The sequence below is a fragment of the Marinobacter maroccanus genome, from assembly GCF_002933275.1.
Taxonomy (GTDB): Bacteria; Pseudomonadota; Gammaproteobacteria; order Pseudomonadales; family Oleiphilaceae; genus Marinobacter; species Marinobacter maroccanus.
In genome coordinates this window covers 210,895-234,069 of record NZ_PSSX01000004.1, presented here as the reverse complement: position 1 = coordinate 234,069, position 23,175 = coordinate 210,895, and the positions used below count along the sequence as shown (strand labels likewise).

The 23,175-nt window shown below is 59.5% G+C and carries 20 protein-coding genes; 7 read left to right on the top strand and 13 right to left on the bottom strand.

The features are described 5' to 3' along the window. Positions 1 to 14 precede the first annotated feature (14 nt). Positions 15 to 1,082 (bottom strand): GGDEF domain-containing protein, encoded by a 1,068-nt coding sequence (locus KEHDKFFH_RS07145; RefSeq protein ID WP_104321277.1) that lies wholly within the window; start codon positions 1,080 to 1,082, stop codon positions 15 to 17. Between the two features lie 195 nt (positions 1,083 to 1,277). On the opposite strand from KEHDKFFH_RS07145, the gene KEHDKFFH_RS07140 reads away from it, so the two are divergent. Then, complete coding sequence (locus KEHDKFFH_RS07140; RefSeq protein WP_104321276.1) at positions 1,278 to 2,360, top strand: patatin-like phospholipase family protein; 1,083 nt, start codon at positions 1,278 to 1,280, stop codon at positions 2,358 to 2,360. Positions 2,361 to 2,423: 63 nt separating this feature from the next. Beyond that, the gene (locus KEHDKFFH_RS07135) at positions 2,424 to 2,672 is read left to right on the top strand and encodes a CDGSH iron-sulfur domain-containing protein (protein WP_104321275.1); all 249 of its coding nucleotides are present in this window, start codon (positions 2,424 to 2,426) and stop codon (positions 2,670 to 2,672) included. Here KEHDKFFH_RS07135 and KEHDKFFH_RS07130 read toward each other — a convergent pair. The 12 genes from KEHDKFFH_RS07130 to pilG form a co-directional block, all read right to left on the bottom strand. After that, positions 2,669 to 3,676, bottom strand: coding sequence for a PAS domain-containing protein (locus KEHDKFFH_RS07130; RefSeq protein ID WP_104321274.1), 1,008 nt, complete (start codon positions 3,674 to 3,676; stop codon positions 2,669 to 2,671). The two genes, KEHDKFFH_RS07135 and KEHDKFFH_RS07130, sit on opposite strands and share 4 nt — an antisense overlap. 93 nt (positions 3,677 to 3,769) lie before the next feature. Continuing rightward, the gene (locus KEHDKFFH_RS07125; RefSeq protein WP_104321273.1) at positions 3,770 to 4,582 is read right to left on the bottom strand and encodes an iron chelate uptake ABC transporter family permease subunit; all 813 of its coding nucleotides are present in this window, start codon (positions 4,580 to 4,582) and stop codon (positions 3,770 to 3,772) included. After that, complete coding sequence (znuC, locus tag KEHDKFFH_RS07120; RefSeq protein ID WP_104321272.1) at positions 4,569 to 5,357, bottom strand: zinc ABC transporter ATP-binding protein ZnuC; 789 nt, start codon at positions 5,355 to 5,357, stop codon at positions 4,569 to 4,571. Before znuC ends, KEHDKFFH_RS07125 begins: the two co-directional genes overlap by 14 nt. Then, the gene (locus tag KEHDKFFH_RS07115) at positions 5,350 to 5,841 is read right to left on the bottom strand and encodes a Fur family transcriptional regulator (protein ID WP_104321271.1); all 492 of its coding nucleotides are present in this window, start codon (positions 5,839 to 5,841) and stop codon (positions 5,350 to 5,352) included. Before KEHDKFFH_RS07115 ends, znuC begins: the two co-directional genes overlap by 8 nt. Positions 5,842 to 5,921: 80 nt before the next feature. Then, positions 5,922 to 6,383 carry a chemotaxis protein CheW gene (locus KEHDKFFH_RS07110; RefSeq protein WP_104321270.1) on the bottom strand — a complete coding sequence of 154 codons (462 nt, stop codon included), beginning with the start codon at positions 6,381 to 6,383 and terminating at the stop codon, positions 5,922 to 5,924. An 11-nt stretch (positions 6,384 to 6,394) separates the two neighbouring features. Then, entirely contained in the window at positions 6,395 to 7,447 is a 1,053-nt protein-coding gene (locus KEHDKFFH_RS07105) for a chemotaxis protein CheB (RefSeq protein WP_104321269.1), read from the bottom strand. Further along, positions 7,447 to 15,039, bottom strand: a complete 7,593-nt coding sequence (locus KEHDKFFH_RS07100; RefSeq protein ID WP_104321268.1) for an Hpt domain-containing protein — start codon at positions 15,037 to 15,039, stop codon at positions 7,447 to 7,449. Before KEHDKFFH_RS07100 ends, KEHDKFFH_RS07105 begins: the two co-directional genes overlap by 1 nt. A gap of 11 nt (positions 15,040 to 15,050) precedes the next feature. Continuing rightward, complete coding sequence (locus KEHDKFFH_RS07095; protein ID WP_064229598.1) at positions 15,051 to 15,950, bottom strand: CheR family methyltransferase; 900 nt, start codon at positions 15,948 to 15,950, stop codon at positions 15,051 to 15,053. A gap of 27 nt (positions 15,951 to 15,977) precedes the next feature. After that, positions 15,978 to 18,053: a methyl-accepting chemotaxis protein gene (locus tag KEHDKFFH_RS07090; protein ID WP_192875757.1), complete on the bottom strand. Its 2,076-nt coding sequence runs from the start codon at positions 18,051 to 18,053 to the stop codon at positions 15,978 to 15,980. A 91-nt stretch (positions 18,054 to 18,144) separates the two neighbouring features. Beyond that, positions 18,145 to 18,690, bottom strand: coding sequence for a chemotaxis protein CheW (locus tag KEHDKFFH_RS07085; RefSeq protein WP_064229600.1), 546 nt, complete (start codon positions 18,688 to 18,690; stop codon positions 18,145 to 18,147). A gap of 20 nt (positions 18,691 to 18,710) precedes the next feature. Then, the gene (pilH, locus tag KEHDKFFH_RS07080; RefSeq protein ID WP_104321266.1) at positions 18,711 to 19,073 is read right to left on the bottom strand and encodes a twitching motility response regulator PilH; all 363 of its coding nucleotides are present in this window, start codon (positions 19,071 to 19,073) and stop codon (positions 18,711 to 18,713) included. Between the two features lie 32 nt (positions 19,074 to 19,105). Further along, a complete protein-coding gene (pilG, locus tag KEHDKFFH_RS07075; RefSeq protein WP_008175635.1) occupies positions 19,106 to 19,498 on the bottom strand; it encodes a twitching motility response regulator PilG in 393 nt (130 codons plus the stop codon). 297 nt (positions 19,499 to 19,795) lie between these two features. On the opposite strand from pilG, the gene gshB reads away from it, so the two are divergent. The 5 genes from gshB to pyrR are packed head-to-tail and all read left to right on the top strand — an operon-like array spanning position 19,796 to position 23,159. Then, complete coding sequence (gshB, locus tag KEHDKFFH_RS07070) at positions 19,796 to 20,749, top strand: glutathione synthase (RefSeq protein WP_104321265.1); 954 nt, start codon at positions 19,796 to 19,798, stop codon at positions 20,747 to 20,749. A 48-nt stretch (positions 20,750 to 20,797) separates the two neighbouring features. After that, positions 20,798 to 21,664 (top strand): energy transducer TonB, encoded by an 867-nt coding sequence (locus KEHDKFFH_RS07065; RefSeq protein WP_104321264.1) that lies wholly within the window; start codon positions 20,798 to 20,800, stop codon positions 21,662 to 21,664. Next, positions 21,661 to 22,227, top strand: a complete 567-nt coding sequence (locus KEHDKFFH_RS07060; protein ID WP_192875756.1) for a YqgE/AlgH family protein — start codon at positions 21,661 to 21,663, stop codon at positions 22,225 to 22,227. The genes KEHDKFFH_RS07065 and KEHDKFFH_RS07060 overlap by 4 nt, the downstream gene beginning before the upstream one ends. Next, on the top strand, positions 22,220 to 22,642 hold the full coding sequence (gene ruvX, locus KEHDKFFH_RS07055; RefSeq protein WP_104321262.1) for a Holliday junction resolvase RuvX: 423 nt from the start codon (positions 22,220 to 22,222) through the stop codon (positions 22,640 to 22,642). Before KEHDKFFH_RS07060 ends, ruvX begins: the two co-directional genes overlap by 8 nt. A gap of 7 nt (positions 22,643 to 22,649) precedes the next feature. Next, complete coding sequence (gene pyrR / locus KEHDKFFH_RS07050) at positions 22,650 to 23,159, top strand: bifunctional pyr operon transcriptional regulator/uracil phosphoribosyltransferase PyrR (protein ID WP_064229604.1); 510 nt, start codon at positions 22,650 to 22,652, stop codon at positions 23,157 to 23,159. The last annotated feature ends 16 nt before the right edge of the window (positions 23,160 to 23,175 follow it).

The following is a 23,175-nucleotide window of genomic DNA, read 5'->3' as shown; positions in this document are numbered from 1 at the left end:
GCAGGTACTGCGCTTCAGCCCGACGCGGAATCGGGCATGTTTTCGGCGCCCCGACCCACAACCGGAAGTGGTCGGGCGGCATTGACCACCTGGTTGCGACCCCGGGACTTCGCTTCATACAGCGCCTGATCCGCCCGGTTCAGCCAGACCGACCAGGTTTCCCCCTTGCTGACTTCCGCGACACTGGCGCTGGCCGTCACCTTGATATCTTCAAGGAAAGGCCGGGCGCTGATGCTGGTCAAAAGCTGGTGGGCCAACGCATCGGCATCTTTCTGGCGGGTTTCCGGCAGGACGATCATGAACTCCTCGCCGCCGATCCGGAACAGCTGATCACTTTCCCGCAGTCGTTTGCGCAAACGCAGCGCCATTTCCGTGAGCACCTTGTCACCGGCCAGATGGCCCCACTGATCGTTGATGGTCTTGAAGTAGTCCAGATCCAGCAAAATCAGGCTGGACACCCGTTCATACCGTTCCCGCATCTGAATCTGGCCGTTGAGAATATCGGCAAGCTGTGAGCGGTTCAGGCAACCGGTCAATGGATCCGTGGTGGCCAGGCGTGTGAGCTCCTGTTGGAGTTTGCCCACCAGAAAGGCAAAAATCATGGCAAACAGGCAGGTCAGGCCAAGGGAAAAAGTGATTCGCCAAAAGTCGGCTTCAGGAAAGCGCAGGAAGGACACGACAGCCATAACCACCACAAAGATAATGTTGCTGCCAATGGCTTCCCTCAGGGGCAGCAGGAAAAACAGGGCCGTGGCGGCAGGGTAGGCCCAGTAGAGACCGGCATGGCCATTGATGTGCGTGGAATAGGCGGCACTGACCACCGCGAGCAGGGGGAACAGTCGGCCTTTGAGAAAATAGGTGCCACGGAACCTCAGAAAAGCGATGACCAGAAGGGCGTTGACACAGAACAGGACCAGTACCGCGGATAGCAGGTAATGGGCTTGCTGCCATTGCACCATCACCAGGGGAGCCACCGCGATGAACGCCCAGAAATGCAGGTGATAGACCAACTGGCGTTTGAAACCCAGCACCGCGATGGTCGGGTTGGTTGCAAGGGTAGAGGGTGGTACCGAAAAATTCACAGCATACTCCCGCTGTCTGAGTCGTATCCGCCCGCGTCCGGTGCCGGGACTGTCGTGAAGTCTAGCATGGCCATTGCTCTAATTAAGCAGATAGCGTCGTTTATGACCACCATTAGTTTTGTTCAGTTGGCCGGGCCTTGTCCACTTCGCTAAACTCCGCGAGAACAATTCAGGGACACGCCCAGGGACCATCCTATGACTGCTATTCACACCCGAGAACCGGCCCTGACTATCCGGGCCGGCCGTCGCGCGTTGCAGCGCTTCAAGGAAAAACCGCTGTCACCGGAAGACGTACACGTGATTCCGGGCGCTGCCGGTGGCCCCAAGGCTCTGGGAATAAGCGGGTTGGACAAGGCCATATTCGGCGACTGGCTGCCGCGGGTTCCGCAGGAACGATCGCTGATCGGCTCTTCGATCGGAAGCTGGCGGTTTGCCGCCGTGGCTTCCTCCGATGACCCGAAAAGTCAGCTCGGTCGGCTGGCTGAGCTTTACACCGCGCAGCGATTCGCCAAAGGCGTCAGTGCGGCGGAAGTGAGCCGCAAGAGTGTGCTGTTCCTGGAAGAGCTGCTTGGTGGCCGGGAAGATGCCATTCTGAACCACCCCTGGTACCGGCTTAACGTCGTGGTTGTTCGCAGCCTTGGCATGCTCGCGGAGGACGCGCGTGGGCGATTGGGGCTTGGCCTGATGAGCGCCATCAGCGCCAATATGGTCAGTCGCCGGCACCTCAGCCGGTTTATGGAGCGGGGCATCATCCACGATGCCCGCCTGAAAGCGCCTGTGGCGAAGCTGGTGGATTTTCCCAGCCACGAAGTGGCGCTGACCCGCGAGAACCTGATGCCCGCCCTTCTGGCTTCTGCCTCCATTCCGCTGGTGATGTCCGGTGTCCGGAATATTCCCGGTGCGCCGGAAGGGGTCTATCGTGACGGTGGCCTTCTGGACTATCACCTGGACCTGCCCTACCAGCAGCCGGGCGTGGTGTTATACCCGCACTTCACCGATAAGGTGGTGCCCGGCTGGTTCGACAAGTCTTTGCCCTGGCGGCGGGGCGACGCCACCCGGTTGCAGGATGTACTGCTGGTGGCGCCCTCAAAAACCTATCTGGAATCCCTGCCTGACCGAAAACTCCCGGACCGGAAGGATTTTGAGCGCTATGTCGGTGATGATGCCGGCCGGGAGCGGGCCTGGCGATCGGCCATTGCCGAAAGTGACCGCCTGGGTGACGAGTTTCTGGAGCTTATCGAAACCGGGCGTCTGGCGGATGTCGTCAGGCCCCTCTAAAAGCGGTGTTTCTTCAGGAGTGTCTATACTGGTGCAGTACAGTCATGACTTGGGGAACAGAATATGTCCGATGAAAAACCGGTGGTTGCCAGCAAGACGCCCTTTTCTGTGATGGTGGAGGCAGGAAAGAACTACCTCTGGTGTGCCTGTGGCCGCAGTGGCAGCCAGCCCTTCTGTGACGGCTCCCATAAGGGAACCGGTATAAGCCCGGTGAAGTACGAGGCGGAAAAGAAAGAGTGGGTCTGGTTCTGCGGTTGCAAGCAGACGGGCAACGCGCCCTTGTGCGACGGCACTCACAAGACCCTCGACTAGACCGCCAAACGTTGCAGTGTACTTATCCTGAAGCCTGACAGGCCGTGGACCGGGTCTTTCAGCGCCCGGACCCTGAGCACTACCGGAACCTCTGCTTCCTGATTGCGGTGGAGGAGAGGAAGATCAATTCGCTCAATGGAGCGCTCACTGCGAGCGGTCGTCAGGGCCAGTCGGTAATTGGACTGAAAGGCGGGTGCCACCAGTTCCTCCAGGGGCTGCCCGACGAGGTCAGCGGGCGCCCGATCCAGAAGTTCGGCAATCTGTGGAGAAACAAAACCGATCCTGCCATTTTCATCCAGTTCCCAGATCACGGCTCCGGACAGAGCCACCAGGTCACGACTTCGCTGTTCGCTATCATTCAGCGCCTGACGCAATATCGACTTCTCAACCTGAAAGTTGGCGATCTGATGGTCAGCGCCGACTTCCCTCTGTTCCAGGCCCCGGATGCGGAGCGTCTGCAAATCAAGCCGACGATTGAGTAACAGGGCAAGAGCGGCAGCGAAGACAGACAGGGCAAAACCGGCGATCCAGACCGTTTGCTCGGCTGCACGGGCGACCTCTTCCAGCCCTTCGGGCGAGGGAACGGTGGTGAGTATCCAATGCTGGTCCAGTGGAGACACTTCAGTGCGCAGCGCCCGAGTTGGGTCCACCGAACCGTTGGTTCCTATCTGCAGCAGTGGCATCTTGGTGTGTCGTTCGAGGGTATCGATGCGCAGGCCGAGGGACTCGGGGAGAGTGTCGCTAAACAACGCCTGGAGCCAGGCCGAGACGGGCTGGCTGCTTTCGCCCGCTTCCGGCTGATTCGGCACGTTGGCGAGCAGGTGATTGACCAGGGCCTGATGCTGGGCATAGTAACGCGCTTCAGCCAGGGCCATGGCCCGCCGTCCTTCGATCGTTGCGGTGATTCCGGTTACCAGCAGCCCGACTGCGACCAGAACCAGGGGGATCCAGAGCCCTGGCCAAAGTACCGGTTTGCGGAACCGGGCTGGAGCTGAGCTTTCCATGCCGAGCTTCCTTTGCGGCGGGCTTTGCACCCGGGTAAAAGTAACTGCCTTTATCCCTTCACTTTAGACGAGGTGTCGAATTCAGGGAAATATTCAGGCCCGGGCCCTTCCCGCGGCACTGTATACCAGCAGAAAGGCCGCAAAGGCCGTGACCACGATCGAAGGTCCGGCGGGAGTATCAAGGTACCAGGACAGACTCAGACCGCCCGTCACCGCAATGCATCCGAAGATAACTGCCATGGCCACCATAATCTCCGGATTGTGAGCCAGCCGCCTGGCGGTCGCCGCGGGAATGATAAGCAGTGCGGTAATCAGCAGCACACCGACGATTTTCATTGCGACAGCAATGACCAGCGAAAACATCAGCATGAGAACCAGCCGGAGACGCTCCACAGGAACACCCTCAACACGGGCAAGTTCCTCATGGATCGTGCTCATAATTAGCCCCCGCCAGAGCACTGCGAGAAGAAGGAGGATGACTGTGGCGCCGCCATAAATCCAAAGTAGATCTTCGCGACTCATGGCCAACAGATCCCCGAACAGTAAGCCGGTCAGATCCACCCGCACATCCGGCATGAAGCTCAGGGTTACCAGGCCTATGGCTAACGCGCTGTGTGAGAGGATGCCAAGCATTGTGTCTGTTGCCAGGGCTCGCGTACGGGACAGCAGCACCAGTGCCATGGCCAGCACCACACAGGTAATGATGACCCCGACGTTCAGGGGCACGCTGATCAGAAAGCTCAGGGCAATGCCCAGCAGTGCCGAGTGGGCCAAGGTATCGCCAAAATAGGCCATTCTTCGCCAGACCACGAAACAGCCCAGTGGTCCCGCCACGAGAGCAACGCCGAGGCCGCCAATCAGGGCGCGCCAGAAGAAATCGTCCAGAACGGCGTTAATGATGGGCATGGTCACACTCCGCGTGTCCGGATGGGGCGTTGTGAGACTCGCTGTCCACCACATCCCCGTGCAGGTCGTGGCTGTGGTTATGGTGATGGTGGTAAACCGCCAGGGATTCGGCCACCGGCCGGCCAAACGTCTCGATGAACGCCGGGTCGTGGGAGATGTCCGCCGGGTAACCGCTGCAGCAGATATGCTGGTTCAGGCAGATAACCTTGTCAGTGGCCGCCATGACCAGGTGCAGGTCGTGGGAGATCATGATCACGCCGCAATTCAGGTCGTCCCGCAACTGGCGAATCAGGTCATACAGCGACGCCTGACCGTTGATATCGACCCCTTGAGCCGGTTCATCGAGCACCAGCAGATCCGGTTTGCGAGCCAGGGCCCGGGCCAGCAACAACCGCTGTTTCTCACCACCAGACAGATGGTGCACGGAGGCATGTAACAGGTGGCCGACACCGGTGCGGGCGAGTGCGGACTCACATTCGCTGAGCGACCGCCCGCTTAGCAGCATGAACCGCTTGACGCTGAGGGGAAGTGTGGCCTCAAGAGTCAGATGCTGTGGCACGTAGCCGATCACCAGGTTCTTTTTCACCGACACCTGGCCTGCGGACACTTTCTGGATACCCAGGACTGCCTTGATCAGCGTGGTTTTCCCGGCCCCGTTGGGGCCGATAATCGTGATGATATCGCCCCGATGGATCTTCAGGTTGACCCGGTCAACCACAGGCCGTGAGTCAAACTGGACGGTGAGATTCTGCAGGCTGACCAGAGGATCAGTCATGGTCCGGCTCCGCCTGGCAACGGGGGCAAAGGCCGGCTATTTCAAGGGTAGTGTTCTCGGCCCGGAAGCCTTCCTCAGCGGCTGCTTTGCGCACTTCCGTTGAGACTGACGGTGCGGTCAATTCTAGGACATTGCCACAGACGCGACAGATCAGAAACATGCCGGTGTGGTTTTCACCCGCGTGGGTGCAGCCGATAAACGCATTGAGTGAGGCAATACGATGCACCAGGCCGTGTTGTTGCAGGAAATCCAGTGCGCGGTAAACCGTCGGCGGGGCCGCGTTATGGCCATCAGAGGACAGCTCCGCGAGCACATCATAGGCACCCAGGGGCTTATGGGACTGCCAGATCAGTTCCAGCACCCGTTCCCGGATGGCGGTGAGACGGGCATTCTGGCGCTGGCAAATGGCTCGGGCGTCAGTCAGGGCCTGGCTGACGCACGCGTCGTGGTTGTGGGGCCGATAGGGAATGGCTCGGGCTGACATGGTCGGGATCCTGCAAAATTTGAAACATTATAACATTTGCAGGAATGTCTGCCATGCCCGGCAGTGAAACGAACAACCGGTCAGTGCCGGGATTTCACAACCAGGGATTCCAGGTATTCCAGATTCGGGATCCAGGCGTTCTCGCCCTCTACCTCAACCAGCATGAGATCAGCCGGGCCTGGCTCGCCCTCCAGCTTCCTGACCTGTTCCTCGGTCAGACGGGCCTGGCTGGGAATACCCTGGGTAACCAGTGCCATAAACGGGACTTCCTTGTGGTGATCGCCGATGGTGTTGAGTACAACAATCCGACCACGATTGTCGCCCGGAACGGTAAGGGCGCCACCGTTGGCTGCATCGTAGGAGATCACCGGGAGCTGGAGGCCCCGCCAGTCCAGGTAGCCAACCAGCCATTCCGGTGTGTTGGCGCCCGCGTCAGAGCTGGCGTAGTCGACCACTTCTGCAATCGAGACGTTTGGCAGCAACAGTTGCCGTCCGCTCATGGGAATCATGACGCAGGAGAGGGATTGGCTGTTGTCGTTCATTGCTTGTTACCTCAGGCGGAGTCCCGTTTCTGCCGGCTCTTGAGCAGGCAGGATTCTTCAATGGTTTTGACCAGTTCCCGGGCCAGCTGCTCCGGGGTGCCACAAAAACCGGCGCAACCGGTGGCGGCCACGGATTCGGGCATGGAGCTGTTGCCACAGCTTGTGCTCTCCTGCACCCAGATCCGGCTACCGTAAGCTTTCAGCAAAGGCGCCGCAATAGCGCCATCATTGCCCATGCCGGAGAAAAGAATGGCATGGCAGCGCTGGCCATAATGATCAGCGACATTCAGCAAAACCTGATCAATAGAGGGCCCATACGGACCCGGCCAGGCATTGCTGGTTTCTGTCAGCGTGCCCTGTTCGCTCAACTTCCACTCGTGTTCCACCGGGATCAGCACAACATCACCATTCTGGACCTGGTACCCTTCTTCTGCCCGCTTGAGCTGGTAGTGGGCGTGGCGCCCCAGTACCCGGGTCAGAACCTCGGTGAAGTTGCCATCAATGTGCTGGGCATAGATAAAGCCCACGGGCAGATTCGGAGGCAGGTGATCCAGGAACGTTTTTACCGCTGCCGGGCCACCCAATGAGGCGCCCAGGATCCACACTTCCTCGGCCACCGATCCGGGAACAGCCGGTGGAATCCAGTGAGGCAGGTCCGGTGAAGGTGTCGCTGCCGGTGTATCCTGCTCCAGCTGTGCCAGTGTGGCTTCGGAATCCAGCTCTTCCAGATTCCCCAGTTGCTGCTCCAGCTTGCCCAGCAGCCGTCTTTCCCAGCGAAAGTACTCAGTGCTTCCGGGTTTGGGGGCTTCGTCCAGTCCGAACAGCACCGGTGCTTCCGTGTTTTCAAGCAGGTGATCGAACAGTAACGGGTGATCGGCTTCGTCCTCGAGGGTGACCAGCCAGAGGCTGGCATCGGGAAACGCCGGATAGCCCAGCAACCGGTCCGGATCCCCGGAGAAGCACACCTCGAGACCAAACTTGGATGTGGCGGCCTGCAGCCGATGACGCTGCAGGACCACATCCGAGACGATCCCGACCTTTGGCCGGCCGCACTGGCCGGCCATCACTGTCTTCCGGTCAGCCGCTCAATGGTCTCAAGCAGCTCGGTTTCCTGGAACGGCTTGCCGAGATACTCGTTGACACCAATGGCCAGCGCACGTTCGCGGTGTTTTTCGCCGGTCCGGGAGGTGATCATGCAGATCGGAGTTTCCCGCAGGTTATCGTCGTGGCGTACAAAGCTGGCAACTTCGAAACCATCCATCCGCGGCATCTCGATATCCAACAGGATAATGTCCGGTTTGTGATCCTGAAGTTGTGCCACCGCATCCAGGCCGTCTTTCGCGGTGATGACTTCCATGCCGTTACGCTCCAGCAGTCGTGAGGTAACCTTCCGTACCGTAACCGAGTCGTCCACCACCATGACCACGGTGGCCTGTTCCTCGTAACGGGCCGACTCGCGGGCCTTCTCGAGATTGGCCAGGCGCTGACGCTCGGACAGGATGTCGGAACGGATCATGGCCGGCAGGTCGAGAATCACCACCACGTTACCGTCACCCAGAATGGTGGCACCGGAAACACCCCGGACCGAACTGAATTGCGGGCCAAGGGATTTCACAACAATTTCCCGGCTGCCCATCAGGTTGTCCACCTGCAGGGCCATGGGCTGCTCGGCACCGCGCACCAGGATCACCGGCAGCGGCAGGGCCTGCCCCTGCAACTTCGGATGGTGGTCACTGTTCAGCAGGCTGCCCAGATACTGGAGCCGGTATTCCTGGCCGGCGTATTCGTACAGCGGCGCATCCGGCTTGTAGTATTCCTCGAGCTCGTAGGTGCTGACCCGGACAATACCCTCAATGGTGTTCAGCGGAATCGCGTAGAAGTCTTCGCCGGTGGAAACCATCAGGGCCCGGTTCACGGAAACCGTGAACGGCAGGCGCACGGTGAAGGTCGTCCCGCGGCCAACAGCGGAATCGATATCCAGGCTGCCGCCGAGCTGTTTGATTTCACTGGCAACCACGTCCATGCCCACGCCGCGGCCGGAAATCTGAGTTACCTGCTGAGCGGTGGAGAAGCCGGGTTGCAGGATAAACTGCAGGATTTCCCGTTCAGACAGATCCTCATCTTCCCGCAGCATGCCCTGACGGATGGCCTTGTCGCGGATCACCGAAGAGGGAATGCCGGCACCGTCGTCGATCATGCGCAGCACTACGTCGCCGCCTTCCCGCGTCAGTGAAAGCGTGACTTCGCCCGTTTCCGGCTTGCCGGCTTGTTTACGATCGGCCGGGCTCTCGATGCCGTGATCCAGAGCGTTCCGGAGCATGTGTTCCAGGGGCGCGATCATGCGCTCGAGGATGTTCCGGTCCATCTCGCCTTCGGCGTTGCGGACATCGAAGTCCACTTTCTTGCCCAGCTCGCCGCTGATCTGGCGGACGATCCGACGCAGGCGGGGCACCATGGAGGCGAACGGAATCATCCGGGTCTTCATCAGACCTTCCTGAAGCTCCGTATTGATCCGCGACTGCTGTACCAGCAGGGTTTCAGTGTCCCGTACCCGGTCAGACAGAGTCTCTCGCAGGTCCGCAAGGTCCGAGGAGGACTCGGTCAGGGCCCGGGACAGCTGCTGGATGGACGAGTAACGGTCCATTTCCAGGGGGTCGAAGTCGTCGCCGTAATCCGGACCGTGCTCTTTCTCGGCACTGAACAGGATCTGCGCTTCGGTTTCGATTTCCATCCGGCGCAGCTGCTCACGCAGACGTTCGATGGTGGCGGCCATTTCATCGAGGGTATGGCCAAAATCACTGGTCTGCTGCTCAAGCCGGCCACGGGTAATACTGGTTTCACCGGCCAGGTTGACCAGCTCATCGAGTAGCGGTGCGGATACCCGGATGGTTTCCTGGGCCGCCCGCTGGGCTTCGGCCGCCTGTTTGCGGGCCTTGGCCGGCGATTTCCCGGGTTTCGGCGCCGGTGCCACCGGTTTCTCCGCTTTGGCGGGCGTTGTCGGCTCTTCGGGCTTCTTAGGTTCTGGCGCGGTCTGGGCCGGCGCCGGCTGCTCGGTCTTTGCCGGTTCCGGCACGCCCGAGCCGGACTCATAGCCCTTACGGATATCGGCAACCAGGGCAATGATGGCGTCGTGATCTTCGGTAATGGCCTGCCACTGTGATTCATCCGGGGCATTGCCGCCCAGATCAATCAACCGGGTTTCAAAAGCGTGGGCCTTGTCACCAAGCTGGGTAAGTTGGGACAGACGGGCACCGCCCTTGAGGGTGTGCAGTGCCCTCTGGGCTTCCTGGTTGAAGCTGTGGTTTGCCGGCTCCTTGCGCCAGTCCTCAAGCAGTTGCTCGAGCTGATCCATGATCTCGCCGGCTTCCTCCAGGAAGATTTCCAGTACTTCCGGATCGATCGCTTCCTGTCCGGATTCTTCACGGGGGGCTGCGGTCTCTTCGGCGGCGACCTCGTGGGCTGCCTGGAAGTCTTCAATAAGCGCCGTATCAGATTCGGGCTTGCTGCCATCTTCCAGGCTGTTGAGCATGGTCTTGAGGCTGCCCAGTGCCCGATCGCTGAGGCTGAGCAGAGTCTTCTGGTTATTGGAGCCGGAAATCAGCGGATCCAGGGCGTCTGACCATGCCTCTGCCAGGTTGGCAATGGGATCAACATCAGAAAGCCGTGCACCGCCCTTGAGGGTGTGCAGTTCCTGCTGGAGCTGGGTCAGGCCGGTCAGTTCTTCCGGCTCGTCTCGCCACTGATCCAGGCACTCGCTGATAGCGTCGTAGATTTCCAGGCCTTCGTCGAGGAAGATGCCGATCAGGTCGTCGTCACTGGCCTGTGTCAGAGTCTCGCTGAGGCTGGTGGCTTCTGGTGCTTCCTCGGCCGCAGACACCGCTTTCTCGGTCTCGGCCGGTTGTTCCGGTTCTTCCTCACGGGCATCTGAGGGCATCGCCTCGCCCCGCAGGATGGACTGAACGCGGGCGACCAGCTCATCGGCCGGCGGGCAGGGCTTCTGGGTGGCCACTTGCTCGACCATCTGCGCCAGCCTGTCGTGGCAGGCAAACAGCAGGTCATTCATGGAGTCGCTGGCTTCCAGCTGACCTTCCGCAACCTTCTCGAACAGGTCTTCCAGCACATGAGTCAGGTCGCCGATGGCTTCAACGCCGGCCATCCGGGCGCCACCCTTGAGAGTGTGGACATCCCGTTGCAGTTCGGCGGCGATGCTCCGGTCCGAGGGATCTTCGGTCCAGGTGTGCAGGGCACTGCCGGTGGAGTTGATCAGATCGTAGGCTTCTTCCAGGAAGATGCCGACCAGTTCCGGATCCAGGTGGGACAGGTCCGCGACACCGTCTTCTGATTCGCCGGCCTCATCGGCATTGGCAAAGTCGGCCTCTTCCGGCTCATCGACGTCAGGGAGCGGGGCCTGTTCCTCAGTGCCTGATTCGGCTTCGGGTTTTTCGTCCTGACTGGCTACGTTGGTCACCGGACGGGTTCCCGTGGCGCTGTCCATGTAAGCCTGGATTTCGCCAATGAGATCCGGAGCGGGACGTGGCGGCTCCTTGGCCTCAAGATTCTCAACCATACCCGCCAGACGGTCGTGGCAGCGGAACAACAGGTCGGACAGCTCATCGGTGATTGACAGCCGCTGTTCGGTCAGTCCCTCAAACAGGTTTTCCAGTTCATGGGAGAGATCGCCTACGGCCGGGATGTCCGCCAGCCGTGCGCCACCCTTGAGGGTATGCAGATCCCGCTGGAGCAGACGCAGGATGTCCAGGTTGGCGGTATCTTCGCTCCAGCTCTGGAGTGCTTCGGCGGTGCTATCGACGAGGTCGCGGGCTTCCTCCAGGAAGATTTCCGCCAGTTCCTCATCCATTTCATCATCGGATTTGGCCGTTTCCGGGAGCGGCGGTTGCTCGGTTGTTGCGGGCTCTTCACTGGCTGACGTCTCGGTCTCGTCCATCTCAAAGCTGAGATCGATCTCCTCAAGGTCGCCGGTGAATTCCTGCTCGAAGGCATCCGGTTCCTGGCTTTCCGGGGTCTGGGCCTGTTTCAGCCCTTCGAGGGCGGCGACCATGTCTTCGCCGGATTCAGTGGCGAGCCCGGCCGCCACCTGGTCCATCATGTTGATCAGCTGTTCATGAGCGGCCCGCACCGTCTCGAAGAAAGCCTCGTCCGGTGCTTCGTCGTGCTTCGCGGCCTCGTCATAGGTTTCTTTCAGTGCACCCGAGAGCGCGGCGACATCGCCGAGCCCGGCTTCGGAGGCGCCGGAGGTCAGCTGCTCCAGTTCCGAACGCAGCGGTTTCAACGACTCCATCTCGCCAGGGTTGTCTGCCCAGTGATCGAGAATCCGGTCGGCATCAAGAACGATGTCGAGGCCTTCATTCAGGAACAGCTGAACCAGCTGTGACGGTGCCTGCTGTGGATGCTGGCGCGGTGCTTCCTCACTGTGGCTGCGGAGTGTTTCCTCCGTCAGGTGATCCAGTTTTTCAAGGAATGCATCGGTGCCTGGCAGCGAGGCCTGCGGGTTTTCACGAATCTGGGCCAAGCCCTGGGTCAGGAAATCGCAGGCGGATTCGATCAGCGAAAGGACGTCGCGGTTGGCCCGCTTGTTCTGGGCCCGGGATTCCTTGACGAAACGCTCCAGCGGCGTGATCACGGCTGCGATCGGACCGATGCCTGCTGTATGTGCGCTGCCTTTGAGCGTATGCAGGGCCCGGGAAAGATCATCGGTGTAGGCAACGGTGGTTTTGTCGCCCGCTGCCGAGAGGAAGTCTTTCAGCGTCTGCAGGTGGGTCTCGGTTTCGCTTTCAAAAATGTCCAGCAATACCGGGTCGACCGCATCCTCTTCAGAGGCATCGGTCTCTGCGACAGCGGTGCCGGTCTCGCCTTCTGCTTCGGAACCATCCGACTCGGCAGCGGGCATCATGCTGGCATCGGGAATCTCGCCGTTGGCCAGGGCATTGGCGCGGGCTTCCAGATTGGAGGTATCCACCGACGGCGCCCGGCGCTTTTCAAAATCCTCGACCAGGGCCGGCAGATTGGCGGTGACATCCTCCAGCAGGCCGGCAATGTCATCGTTCATGAAAATGCTGCCGTCGATGACGCGGTTCAGCATATTTTCCACCGACCAGGCCAGCTCACCCACGACCAGCGCGCCAACCATACGGCCACTGCCTTTCAGTGTGTGGAAGGCACGGCGGACTTCCGACAGAGCACTGCGGTCATCGTGCTGGCGCAGAAGCATCGGCAGGTATTCACGAATGGTGTCCAGTACCTCACCGGCTTCTTCGACGAAGATTTCGAGTATTTCATCGTCAATCAGGTCGTCTTCGTCGAAGGACTCTTCAGATGCGGCCTCGGCGGTGTCTTTTTCCTCAGTGGGTGACTCTGTTACCTGTGCTTCCTCTTGCGAATCGGCCGCAGTGTCTTCCACCTCGGGAACTTCCGGTGCCTCTCCGGCCTCATCGTCAGTACGACGGGTCGTCGCCATGGCTTCGGCACGACTGATGAGCGCTTCAACGTCGCCTGCAGTCTGGCCTTCCTTGAACTCACGGATCAGCGAGGGAATGCGGGCATTGACTTCGTCCACCAGGTTAAACATGTCGTCGGTGGGGCGAATGGTCTGATCAATCACGCGATTCAGCAGGTTCTCCACAGACCATGCCAGCTCGCCAATACTGGTTGCGCCAACAAGCCGTCCGCTGCCCTTGAGCGTGTGGAAGGCACGACGGACCTCGGTGAGCGCTTCACGATCATCGTGATTCTGGCGCAGCCGGGGATAGAATTCATGGATGGTTTCGAGAACCTCCTCGGCTTCCTCTACGAAAATGCCGAGAATCTCATCGTCCAGAAGCTCCGCATCCGAGCTCTTGGTTTCTTCGGCGGCCGCAGCGGTGGTCTCCGGTTGCTCTTCAACCGACTCTACGACGGGTACATCCTCCGCGGTGGTTTCCGTCCAGGTGGGTTCGGCCCCTACCGGGAAACCGAGGGATGTGAGACTGTCTTCCGCAACTTTCAGGATCGAGTCGTTTTCGCCAATCCCGTCGGCCAGGCGCTCGAGGTAATACTCGATGCTGGTGACCGCATCGGCCAGGATATCCAGCTGCTTCCAGTCCGGAACCTGTTTGCTGCTCAGCAGCACATCGGTAATGTAGCGTTCGGCCGAGGCCAGCATGCCGGCAACCCGATCCAGCGGGATCAGGCTGAGGCCACCGCGAATGCTGTGCAGCAGACCTGGAACGTGTTCAATCTCTCGGGTATCCCATTGCGAGGCAATGAAATTCACGATGGCGGATTTAACCTGTTCCAGGGTGTTCCGGGATTCCCGGAGCAGCGCGCCACTGGCTTCGCCAAGTTCCCTGGAACCAAGGTTCACCGGGGCATCGGAGGCCTCTTCTGAGGACGACTCGTGTTGCCCTTCACTATCCAGGCCGGCGAGACTGGCTTCGACATAAAGCAGCGCGCCGGCGATGTCCATCAGAGTGCCATCATCGACCTGTTCGGTCTGGGCGCTGAGTTTTTCAACCAGTTCGACCTGCTCGGTAACCACTTTCCGCGGTATGCCCAGCCCCAGCACCGCGAGGGTATTGGCCACCTGACGCAGACCCGGCAGCAGGTCTTCAAGCTCACTGTTCTGACGCAGCTCTGAGCGAACAAACAGGTCAAGCTGATCCTTGAGTTTGGCCAGCTCTTCGTTGAGTGCGCCGACAACGGAATGAATGGCATCCCGACCCGGACCGGATACCCGGGTTCGGGCGGCATCAACGTCGTCTTCCGAAGGTAATGCCTGGTTCAGACGGTAGGCGTCCCGCAGGGCGCTGACCTGGGGTGAATCCAGATCCCGGGCACGGGCGACATAGTAGAGCAGGTGTTTGAGCAGCGCTTCCGGGGCCGGTTGCTGAAGGATATCCGCATGCTCGTCGGTCAGTCGGCGGATTTCGCTGTCCAGTTCCCTGAGCAGGGATTTCACCGCAGCATTCACCGGATTGACGTGTGCCTGCAGTGTTTCCACGAACGCACTGGCCGCTTTCCAGAGCTCGCCCCGGGGCGTTTTCTGGCACAGACGGATCAGTCGTTGAATCACCTTCTGCATGTACTCGAAATGGGCATCGAGATCCGCTTCCCGGATGACGCCGGCCAGCGCAAACTGGTACATCTGGCGCAGCTTGCGGATGTGGCCCAGAACCGTCGGGTCTTGCAGGCGCTGGGATACTTTCCCGGTCACGGTGATGCGTGAGGGAGCCAGGTCCGGTTTGAACAACGAGGTATCAGACAGCAGGGATTCGCCGCGGGCGGCCCGGAGGTCGTTGAGCAGTGGCAGCAGCACCATCGGAAAATCGTCCTGGCTGCTGGCCAGATGCTCAAGGTATTGGGGCAGCTGCAGGATGGCCTGCATCAGGACTTCAACGGCTTCGTCGGTATTGGCAACGGTTTCGTTGAGCACGGCCTGGGTGAGCTTTTCCATTTCCTCGGTGAGCAGGGCTGCACCGTAGAGCTCGACCATTTGCAGGGTGCCGTGCACCTGATGGAGATAATTCAGGCAGAAGCGCAGGCGCGCGGTGTCGTCACGATTCTCGACATACGCTTCCAGTGCATGCTGACCCTGGGTCAGCGTGTCCTGTATCTCGCCCCGAACCCAGTCGAGGGCGATGCTGTCATGGTGATTGCCCATAACCACTCCGGTTATTCTTCGTCAGTCTGGCGTTTGATCCACGCCAGCACATGTTCCGAGGGGACTCTCTGTAACCCGGGAGGCTGCCAGTCGGTCAGCTCTCCCTGGCCCAGAACCAGCAACCCCCCGGGCGCCAGCCGCTCTGCAAGTCGCTTGACAATTTCCCGTCGGCGCCAGCGACGGAAATAAATCAGCAGATTCTGGCAGAAGATAATGTTCATCCCGTGCATGGGTGCCTTATCAAGATCCAGAACATTCAGTCTGGTAAAGCACACCCTGTCACGGATGCTGTTCACAATTTCTACGGTATTCCGCTCGGCCGGGCGGAAATACCGGGATTTCATGTCTTCGTCCATTCCCAGCAGTTTGCGGGGATTGAACTGGCCGTTCCTGGCCTTCTCGATCACCGGCTTGCTGATGTCAGAGCCGGTGACACCAAACAGCGGCTGCAACGCCAGCTGACTCATGCATTCATTCAGCACCATTGCCAGGGTGTAAGGCTCTTCACCGGTGGAACATCCAACACTCCAGGCCTCCAGGGGGCGCTTTTTCAGCTGCTCCCGTGGCCGGGTCAGGACATAGTCGGAAACCAGCCGGAAGGCATCGGGATCCCGGAAAAACCGGGTTTCCTGAACCGTGAGCCGATCCACCAGCGTTGACCATTCCCTGATCGCATCGGGCCCGGATACGATTTTCTCGTAATAGGCCTGATAGCTGCTGCAACCGATTTCCCGCATCCGGATGCCGAGATTCGTTTCCAGAAACGAACGGCGCTCGGCGGACAGGGTTATGCCGGTTCGGTGTTCCAGCAGGGTTTGCCACTGGCTGAACTGCGCCTCGTCCATATCCGGGAGTCGGCGCAGTGACCAGATGCCCTCGGCAGGTGACAGGTTGTTATGCATTTGCGCCATAAACCGTCAACAGCCCTGGAACGGAAATCAGCCCACCACCGGAACGTCGCTATCTTCCTCTTCTTCCTGATCCGCCACGTCTTCTTCCGGCAAGGTGAAGCCGGCAACGGAAGACCGCAGCTCGGACGCCATTTCTGCCAGGTTACCGATGGACTTCGCGGTCGCATTGGTACCGGAGGAAGTCTGGGACGTGATTTCCTGGATAACGTTCATGGTGTTGGAAATGTGAGCGGCCGACGAGGACTGCTGACGTGCGGCGTTGGAGATGTTCTGGATCAGTTCCGCCAGAGACATGGATACGTTCTCGATTTCCTCGAGAGCGATACCCGCGTCCTGGGCCAGACGGGCACCACGGACCACCTCGGCGGTGGTGTGTTCCATGGAGATAACCGCTTCGTTGGTGTCCGACTGGATCGTCTTAACCAGCGCTTCAATCTGCTTGGTAGCCGCGGAGGAACGTTCCGCCAGTCGCTGAACTTCGTCCGCAACAACTGCGAAGCCCCGGCCCGCGTCACCGGCCATGGACGCCTGGATCGCTGCGTTCAGGGACAGGATGTTGGTCTGGTCGGCGATGTCGTTGATCAGGGATACGATGTCACCGATTTCCTGGGAAGACTCACCCAGACGCTTGATCCGCTTGGAGGTTTCCTGGATCTGTTCACGGATGTTGTCCATGCCACGGATGGTGTTCTGTACCACTTCCGCGCCTTTCTTCGCGATCGCAACCGACCGCTCCGCAACCGCAGAGGATTCGGCAGCGTTCGAGGATACCTGGTCGATGGACACAGCCATCTCGTTAACCGCGGCGGAGGCGCCGGCAATTTCCTGGGCCTGGTGCTCGGAAGCATCGGCAAGGTGCATGGCCGTGGCCTGGGTTTCCTGGGCCGCGGACGCTACCCGTACGGCGGTACCACGAATCGCCTGCACCAGCCCGCGCATCTGGTCGATCGCGTAGTTGATGGAGTCGGCGATGGCACCGGTGAAGTCCTCGGTTACCGTGGCCTCGGTGGTCAGGTCGCCATCAGCCAGGTCGGCCAGTTCGTCCAGCAGTCGCAGGATCGCGTTCTGGTTCTGCTCGTTCTGCTCCTGGGTAGTAGCCAGTCGGGCCTGCGCTTCGCGGTACAGGGCGAGACCGATGAATACAACGATCGCAACCATGGCGGCCAGGATGGCAAAGGCGAGGGTCGGGCTGACCAGTCGCGAGCCGGACTGGGTCCGGAAGTTCTCGGCCAGAACAGACAGCTCGGAAAGCAGGATCTCGGAATTCTGGAAGATGTCGCTGGCAGCAGTACGAACCTTGAAGAGGTCGGGAGAGGCTTCAAGGATCGCGTCTACGTTCTGGGAAACGAACTGGAACAGTTCATCGACGGCTTCGAGACCGTAAACGGCATCATCATCGTTAACCCTGGAGATGCCCATGGCCGGGTTGCCGTTCAGCTGGCCTTCGAGCACTCGTCCGAACAGGCTTGCATCACGACCGAAACGGTCGGCGGCAATAACCGCGTCCTCGTCACCGGAAAGTACGTTGTTGACCGAGCGAACAATACGTTCCGCCAGCAGGGATTGGCGCTGGGCCAGTGCGATCTGTTCGGCGGGTGCGTCGTTGTCGAGCAGGATCTGTACGATATCGTCGTACTCAACCTGCAACTGCGGGATGGTTTCGTTCAGGGTCCGGGCAACCTCGTGCAGGCCGAGTACCGCATCCTGGGTAGAGAGGATGCTGTCGGCGTTTTCCCGCACGGTGTTCCAGTTTTCCTGAACGCCACTCTGCTGGGCCAGTTCACTCGGTGGCAGACCGGTTTCCGGGTTACCCTCGGTTACGTTGGTCCAGAGCTGCTGGAATTCGTCACGGGAGCGGCGCAGCTGGTTGAAGGCCTCGGCGGTACCGCCGGCAGCCTCGGTCGCGTTCTTCGCAATCTCCTGAGAGAGCACCCTCAGCTCGGCGGTGTTGGCGATGTATTCCTGATCGTTCTGGCTGTCTTTGTTGATAATGAACAGCACGACAACGAGCAGGATGGTGAGTGCGATCAGCGCGGCGATCAGGCCGGCAACCAGCTTGTTGCCTCCCTGTCCCATACTGAGTCTTCCGGCTCTGTTCTTCATTTTCTGGCTCCCGGCCTCTTCAAGAAATTGGCAAGTTTGTTTTTTCGGGTTTCAGGCGGTCAGGGTGATGTTCCTGCCATTGTCACCACCCTTACCACTGTGCGACGTCCAGAAATCGTTCGTCCTCGAGCAGGTCGACGGCCGAAAACACTTTCCAGACTTCCTCGTTGCGTTCATAACCGCCTGAGACAAACGGTCGAACGTTTTCAGGTACGCCTTCAGGCGAATCCTTGAAACTGTCAGTCGCGAAGTACTGCATGCCCAGGACACTGTCGACCACCAGCCCGCTGAAAATATCGCCCTGTTCAACAACCAGCACTCGCCGCTCACGCTGGCTTCGGGATGAGCGGGGAATATCGAAAAAGCCGGCGAGATCAACCAGGGGCAGGAGACGGCCGCGGACATTGGCTGCGCCAAGCAGAAACGGGCGAACCCCCGGTATGTGGGTGAACCGGGGGACATGGAGGATTTCAGTAACTTCGCCCATGGGGGCAACGTAGCGTTCACCTGCGAGAACGAAACCGATGCCGTTCCACAGTTCAACGGCTTCCTGTTGTTCCGGCAGGCCGGCAGCCAGGGACCGGCTGCGTGCGGCGATATCCGTCAGAACAGCAAAAGGGGCGGCCTGGGCGGACATGCGTACTCCACGGTTGGGGATCAGGCAATCAGACTGTTGATTGTTTTGATCAGGTCGTCTTCGTTAACCGGTTTGACCAGGTAACCCTTGGCGCCCTGGCGGGTGCCCCACACGCGGTCAGTTTCCTGATCCTTGGTGGTTACGATGATCACCGGGATGGAAGCGGTTTCTGGTGCGCGGGTCAGTTGGCGGGTTGCCTGGAAGCCGTTGAGGCCGGGCATAACCACATCCATCAGAACCAGATCCGGGGTTTCGGCACGGGCCTTGGCAACACCGTCTGCGCCGTTGTCGGCGGTCAGCACTTCGTGCTGGTGCTTTTCCAGGATCGTGGAAATTTTCTTAACCTCGGTAGGGGAATCGTCAACAATCAGAATGCGGGCCATGGTTTCCTCGATGGTTCTTGGGGTCAGCAGGTTTACTGTTCCGCCTGTGGAACGTATTGGCGGATGGTATTGAGCAGCTCATCCTTACTGAACGGTTTGGTCAGATACTGGTCCGAGCCGACGATACGGCCCTTGGCCTTGTCGAACAGCCCGTCCTTGCTGGAGAGCATGATAACCGGCGTCTTTTTGAAGGAGGAATTGTTCTTGATAAGTGCGCAGGTCTGGTAGCCGTCCAGGCGGGGCATCATGATATCAACAAAAATGATGTCCGGCTGGGAATCGGCAATCTTGGCAAGAGCGTCAAAGCCGTCAGTCGCGGTGATGACCTCACAGCCGACCTTTTTCAGAAGGGTTTCTGCGGTGCGACGTATGGTTTTACTGTCGTCGATCACCATGATCTTCAAATTCTCGAAGTTGTCATCCATTGTCCAACTGCCTTGCGCTCAGCGACTGTCGTTATTTTAAAACGGGGGTTTTAACACAAACCTTAAGGTTCTTCTATAAACCCCGCTCATTTATAGATTATCAATGGCCGGATAAAAAGTATTAGTTTGTGACCAAATGTACTTCTGCCCGCAACGTCACGTAACTGACTGAGGATTTCTCCGGATGCATTTGCAGCTCGGGTACAATACCATCTGATTTCAAAGCATAGCACTTAATGCCCGGTCCGCTCTGCAGACCGGTTCGTGTTTTTAACCCTCAGGAGTGCAGGAACGCCCATGACCGTCAGACTCGGGATCGTGATGGATCCGATTGAAGATATCCACTTCAAGAAAGACAGCTCACTGGCCATGTTGCTGGCTGCCCAGAACCGTGGTTGGGAAATTGAGTACATGGAGCTGCCGGACATGTATCTTGATGGTGGTCGGGCCATGGCACATACCCGCGACCTGACCGTCCACATGGATCCAGAGAACTGGTACAGCTTCGGCCCGAGCCAGGACCGGGCGCTGGGCGACCTGGACGTCATCCTCATGCGCAAGGACCCGCCGGTAGATCGGGAATTCCTGATGGCCACCTATATACTGGAGGCGGCCGAGCAGCAGGGGGCACTGGTGGTTAACCCGGCATCCACGCTTCGCGACTGCAACGAGAAACTCTTTGCCACGCAGTTCGAGGACCTGACACCACCGCTGTTGGTCAGCCGTTCGGCAAGCCGTTTTCGCGAGTTCTATGCCAAACACGGCGACGTGATCATGAAACCGGTGGACGGGATGGGCGGCCATTCGATCTTCCGGATCCGGGAAAATGATTTCAACCTGGGGGTCATCATCGAAACTCTCACCAATTATGGCACCCACCAGGCCATGGCCCAGAAATACATTCCGGAAATCAGCGATGGCGACAAGCGTATCCTGCTGATCGACGGTGAGCCGGTCCCCTATTCCCTTGCGAGAATACCGTCCCACGGAGAAAATCGGGGCAACCTTGCCGCCGGCGGCCGGGGTGAGGGTCGTGAGCTGACCGCCCGGGACCGGGAAATCTGCGAGCGGGTTGCACCGGTGATTAAAGAAAAAGGCCTCATCTTTGTCGGCCTGGACGTGATCGGGGACTACCTCACCGAAATCAATGTCACCAGCCCGACCTGTATCCGGGAACTCGATGCGGCGTTCGGGATCGATATTGGCGGTCTGTTAATGGAAGCAATTGCAAAGCGCCTGGGTCAGGCATAATCCGGTAATGGCGACCGGGCAGGTTTAACGACAGGATCCGTATCAGGAATGGCAGTTCAGGTAAGCGACTTCGACCGGTTTTCCTTCACCCTTTTCATGGCGCTGGCGGTGCACGCCATCGTGGTGCTGGGAATCACCTTTGCGCCTGAGTCACCCCGTTCCTCGGCCCAGACCATGGAAATCACCCTGTCCCAGTTTGACGACGAAGAAGCCCCGGAGAAAGCGGACTTTCTGGCCCAGACCAGTCAGAAAGGCAGCGGCACCCAGGAAGAGGCTCGGGAAATGACCACGCCCCAACCGGCAGAGGTCAGTCAGCCTGAAGTGGCTCAGGTTCAGCCTGAGCCGCCGTCCCAGACCGAGCCGCAGCCGCGCCAGGAAAAACAGGTGGTGCAGACCGAGAGCTCGTCCAGCCAGAAGGTTCAGCAGCCGGAGGAGCGCACCAGGCCGGAAGAGGAGCCTCTGCCGGTGCGGGAGAAAAAGAGCCTGATGGAGCGCAGCCTAGAGATTGCCAGCCTGGAGGCGCGCTTCGATGCCCAGCAGCAGGCCTATGCCCGCAAACCCAGAGTGATGCGCGTTACCGCTGCCTCCACGCTCAAGTCCACCAACGCCTGGTACGTTCAGAACTGGGTGAGCAAGGTAACCCGGGTGGGTAATATCAATTACCCGACTGAGGCGCGCAATGCCGGAATCTATGGCACACTGAGATTGCTAGTGTCGCTGAAAAAGGACGGCACTATTAAAGAGGTGGCTATCCTGCAGTCTTCTGGCAGTACCGTGCTGGACGACGCTGCTATACGCATTGTCAGGATGGCCGCGCCTTTTGCACCATTTCCGGACGAAATGCGGCAAGAGGTGGATGAACTCGAAATCATACGTACCTGGTCCTTCCAGCGTCGGGGGCTGACATCCGGATGACAGCATCAAAGCACTCTCCCCACAGCTTGCGGCACCAATTTCTGGTGGCATCACCCTATCTCGCTGATCCGCGTTTCCACGGCGGCGTCATCTATATCTGCGAGCATTCCGACGACGGGGCCCTCGGGTTGATGATCAATCATCCGCTGGACATTCATCTGGGTGAGATTCTGGAACAGCTGGACCTGCCGGGGGGTGAACTGGATCTGCCGGTATTCAGCGGTGGTCCGGTACAGCCGGAACGGGGTTTTGTGCTGCACCCTCCCGGAACCAGTTGGCAGAATACGGCCAAGGTCACCGACGATGTTCTGCTGACCACATCCCGCGACGTATTGGCGGGCATTGGCCGCGCTGAGGGCCCCGATGAATACCTGGTGGCCCTGGGCTACTCGGGCTGGAGCGAGGGGCAGCTGGAAGAAGAGCTGGGCAGTAACGCCTGGCTGACTTGCCCGGCCACCACTGACATCCTGTTCCGTACCCCCTGGGAAGAACGTTACAAGGCGGTACTCCAGCTTATCGGCATTGATCTGAACCAGCTCAGTGAATCGGTCGGCCATGCCTGAGCCAGCCAGCCGTCGTGTTATGGCGTTTGATTTTGGTACCCGCCGGATTGGTGTTGCCGTCGGCCAGGAATTGCTGGGCACCGGGCAGCCGGTGGCGCTGATTCCCGCTCGCGACGGTATCCCGGACTGGCAGCAGATTGAATCCCTGCTCGACGAGTGGCGCCCGGATCTGGTGGTGGTTGGCCTGCCCCTCAATATGGATGACACCGAGAACGACATGTGTGCCCGGGCCCGCAAGTTCGGCAAGCGTCTGCATGGTCGCTACCATGTGCCGGTCGAGATGGTGGATGAGCGGCTCACCAGCTTCGAGGCCAAAGGTGAGGTGATGGCCGCCGGAGGCAGTCGTGATTTCGGCAGGCACGGGGTGGATGATCGGGCCGCAGTGCTGATCCTGGAAACGTTTTTTACACAGTGAGGAACTAATGACGGCATTGCTTGATATTGATCAGTTGCTGGACCAGATGGAATCCGGGCTGCGTCAGGCGCTTGAGCAACGGGGCGTGGAATCACCGGTTCTGATCGGTATCAGGACTGGAGGTGTCTGGCTGGCGGATGTGCTCAGCAAGCGCCTGGGTATCGAAGAGCCGTTCGGCGAACTGGACATTTCCTTCTATCGCGATGATTTCAGCCGCATCGGCCTGAACCCCCGGGTCAAACCCTCAAGCCTGCCCTTCGATACCGAAGGCCGGGACATCATCCTGATTGACGATGTCATCATGAGCGGCCGGACCATCCGCGCCGCCATGAATGAGATCTTCGATTATGGCCGCCCAGCCAGTATCATACTGGCCACCCTGATTGACCTTGGCGCCCGGGAACTGCCCATCCAGCCGGATGTGGCTGGCAAGACAATGGCGCTGGAATCCCATCAGCGCGTCAAGCTGCGTGGCCCCGACCCGCTCCGTATCGAGCTTCAGGAAGCCGGACAATAAACCTCCGAATCAGATA

Coding starts and splice junctions, on each gene's coding strand:
- gshB (WP_104321265.1), top strand. CDS start 19,796: ATGACCGTCAGACTCGGGATCGTGATGGATCCGATTGAAGATATCCAC.
- KEHDKFFH_RS07105 (WP_104321269.1), bottom strand. CDS start 7,447: ATGGCCGGCCAGTGCGGCCGGCCAAAGGTCGGGATCGTCTCGGATGTG.
- KEHDKFFH_RS07065 (WP_104321264.1), top strand. CDS start 20,798: ATGGCAGTTCAGGTAAGCGACTTCGACCGGTTTTCCTTCACCCTTTTC.
- KEHDKFFH_RS07100 (WP_104321268.1), bottom strand. CDS start 15,039: ATGGGCAATCACCATGACAGCATCGCCCTCGACTGGGTTCGGGGCGAG.
- pilG (WP_008175635.1), bottom strand. CDS start 19,498: ATGGATGACAACTTCGAGAATTTGAAGATCATGGTGATCGACGACAGT.
- KEHDKFFH_RS07135 (WP_104321275.1), top strand. CDS start 2,424: ATGTCCGATGAAAAACCGGTGGTTGCCAGCAAGACGCCCTTTTCTGTG.
- pyrR (WP_064229604.1), top strand. CDS start 22,650: ATGACGGCATTGCTTGATATTGATCAGTTGCTGGACCAGATGGAATCC.
- pilH (WP_104321266.1), bottom strand. CDS start 19,073: ATGGCCCGCATTCTGATTGTTGACGATTCCCCTACCGAGGTTAAGAAA.
- KEHDKFFH_RS07125 (WP_104321273.1), bottom strand. CDS start 4,582: ATGCCCATCATTAACGCCGTTCTGGACGATTTCTTCTGGCGCGCCCTG.
- KEHDKFFH_RS07090 (WP_192875757.1), bottom strand. CDS start 18,053: ATGAAGAACAGAGCCGGAAGACTCAGTATGGGACAGGGAGGCAACAAG.
- KEHDKFFH_RS07060 (WP_192875756.1), top strand. CDS start 21,661: ATGACAGCATCAAAGCACTCTCCCCACAGCTTGCGGCACCAATTTCTG.
- znuC (WP_104321272.1), bottom strand. CDS start 5,357: ATGACTGATCCTCTGGTCAGCCTGCAGAATCTCACCGTCCAGTTTGAC.
- KEHDKFFH_RS07085 (WP_064229600.1), bottom strand. CDS start 18,690: ATGTCCGCCCAGGCCGCCCCTTTTGCTGTTCTGACGGATATCGCCGCA.
- ruvX (WP_104321262.1), top strand. CDS start 22,220: ATGCCTGAGCCAGCCAGCCGTCGTGTTATGGCGTTTGATTTTGGTACC.
- KEHDKFFH_RS07095 (WP_064229598.1), bottom strand. CDS start 15,950: ATGGCGCAAATGCATAACAACCTGTCACCTGCCGAGGGCATCTGGTCA.
- KEHDKFFH_RS07115 (WP_104321271.1), bottom strand. CDS start 5,841: ATGTCAGCCCGAGCCATTCCCTATCGGCCCCACAACCACGACGCGTGC.
- KEHDKFFH_RS07110 (WP_104321270.1), bottom strand. CDS start 6,383: ATGAACGACAACAGCCAATCCCTCTCCTGCGTCATGATTCCCATGAGC.
- KEHDKFFH_RS07140 (WP_104321276.1), top strand. CDS start 1,278: ATGACTGCTATTCACACCCGAGAACCGGCCCTGACTATCCGGGCCGGC.
- KEHDKFFH_RS07130 (WP_104321274.1), bottom strand. CDS start 3,676: ATGGAAAGCTCAGCTCCAGCCCGGTTCCGCAAACCGGTACTTTGGCCA.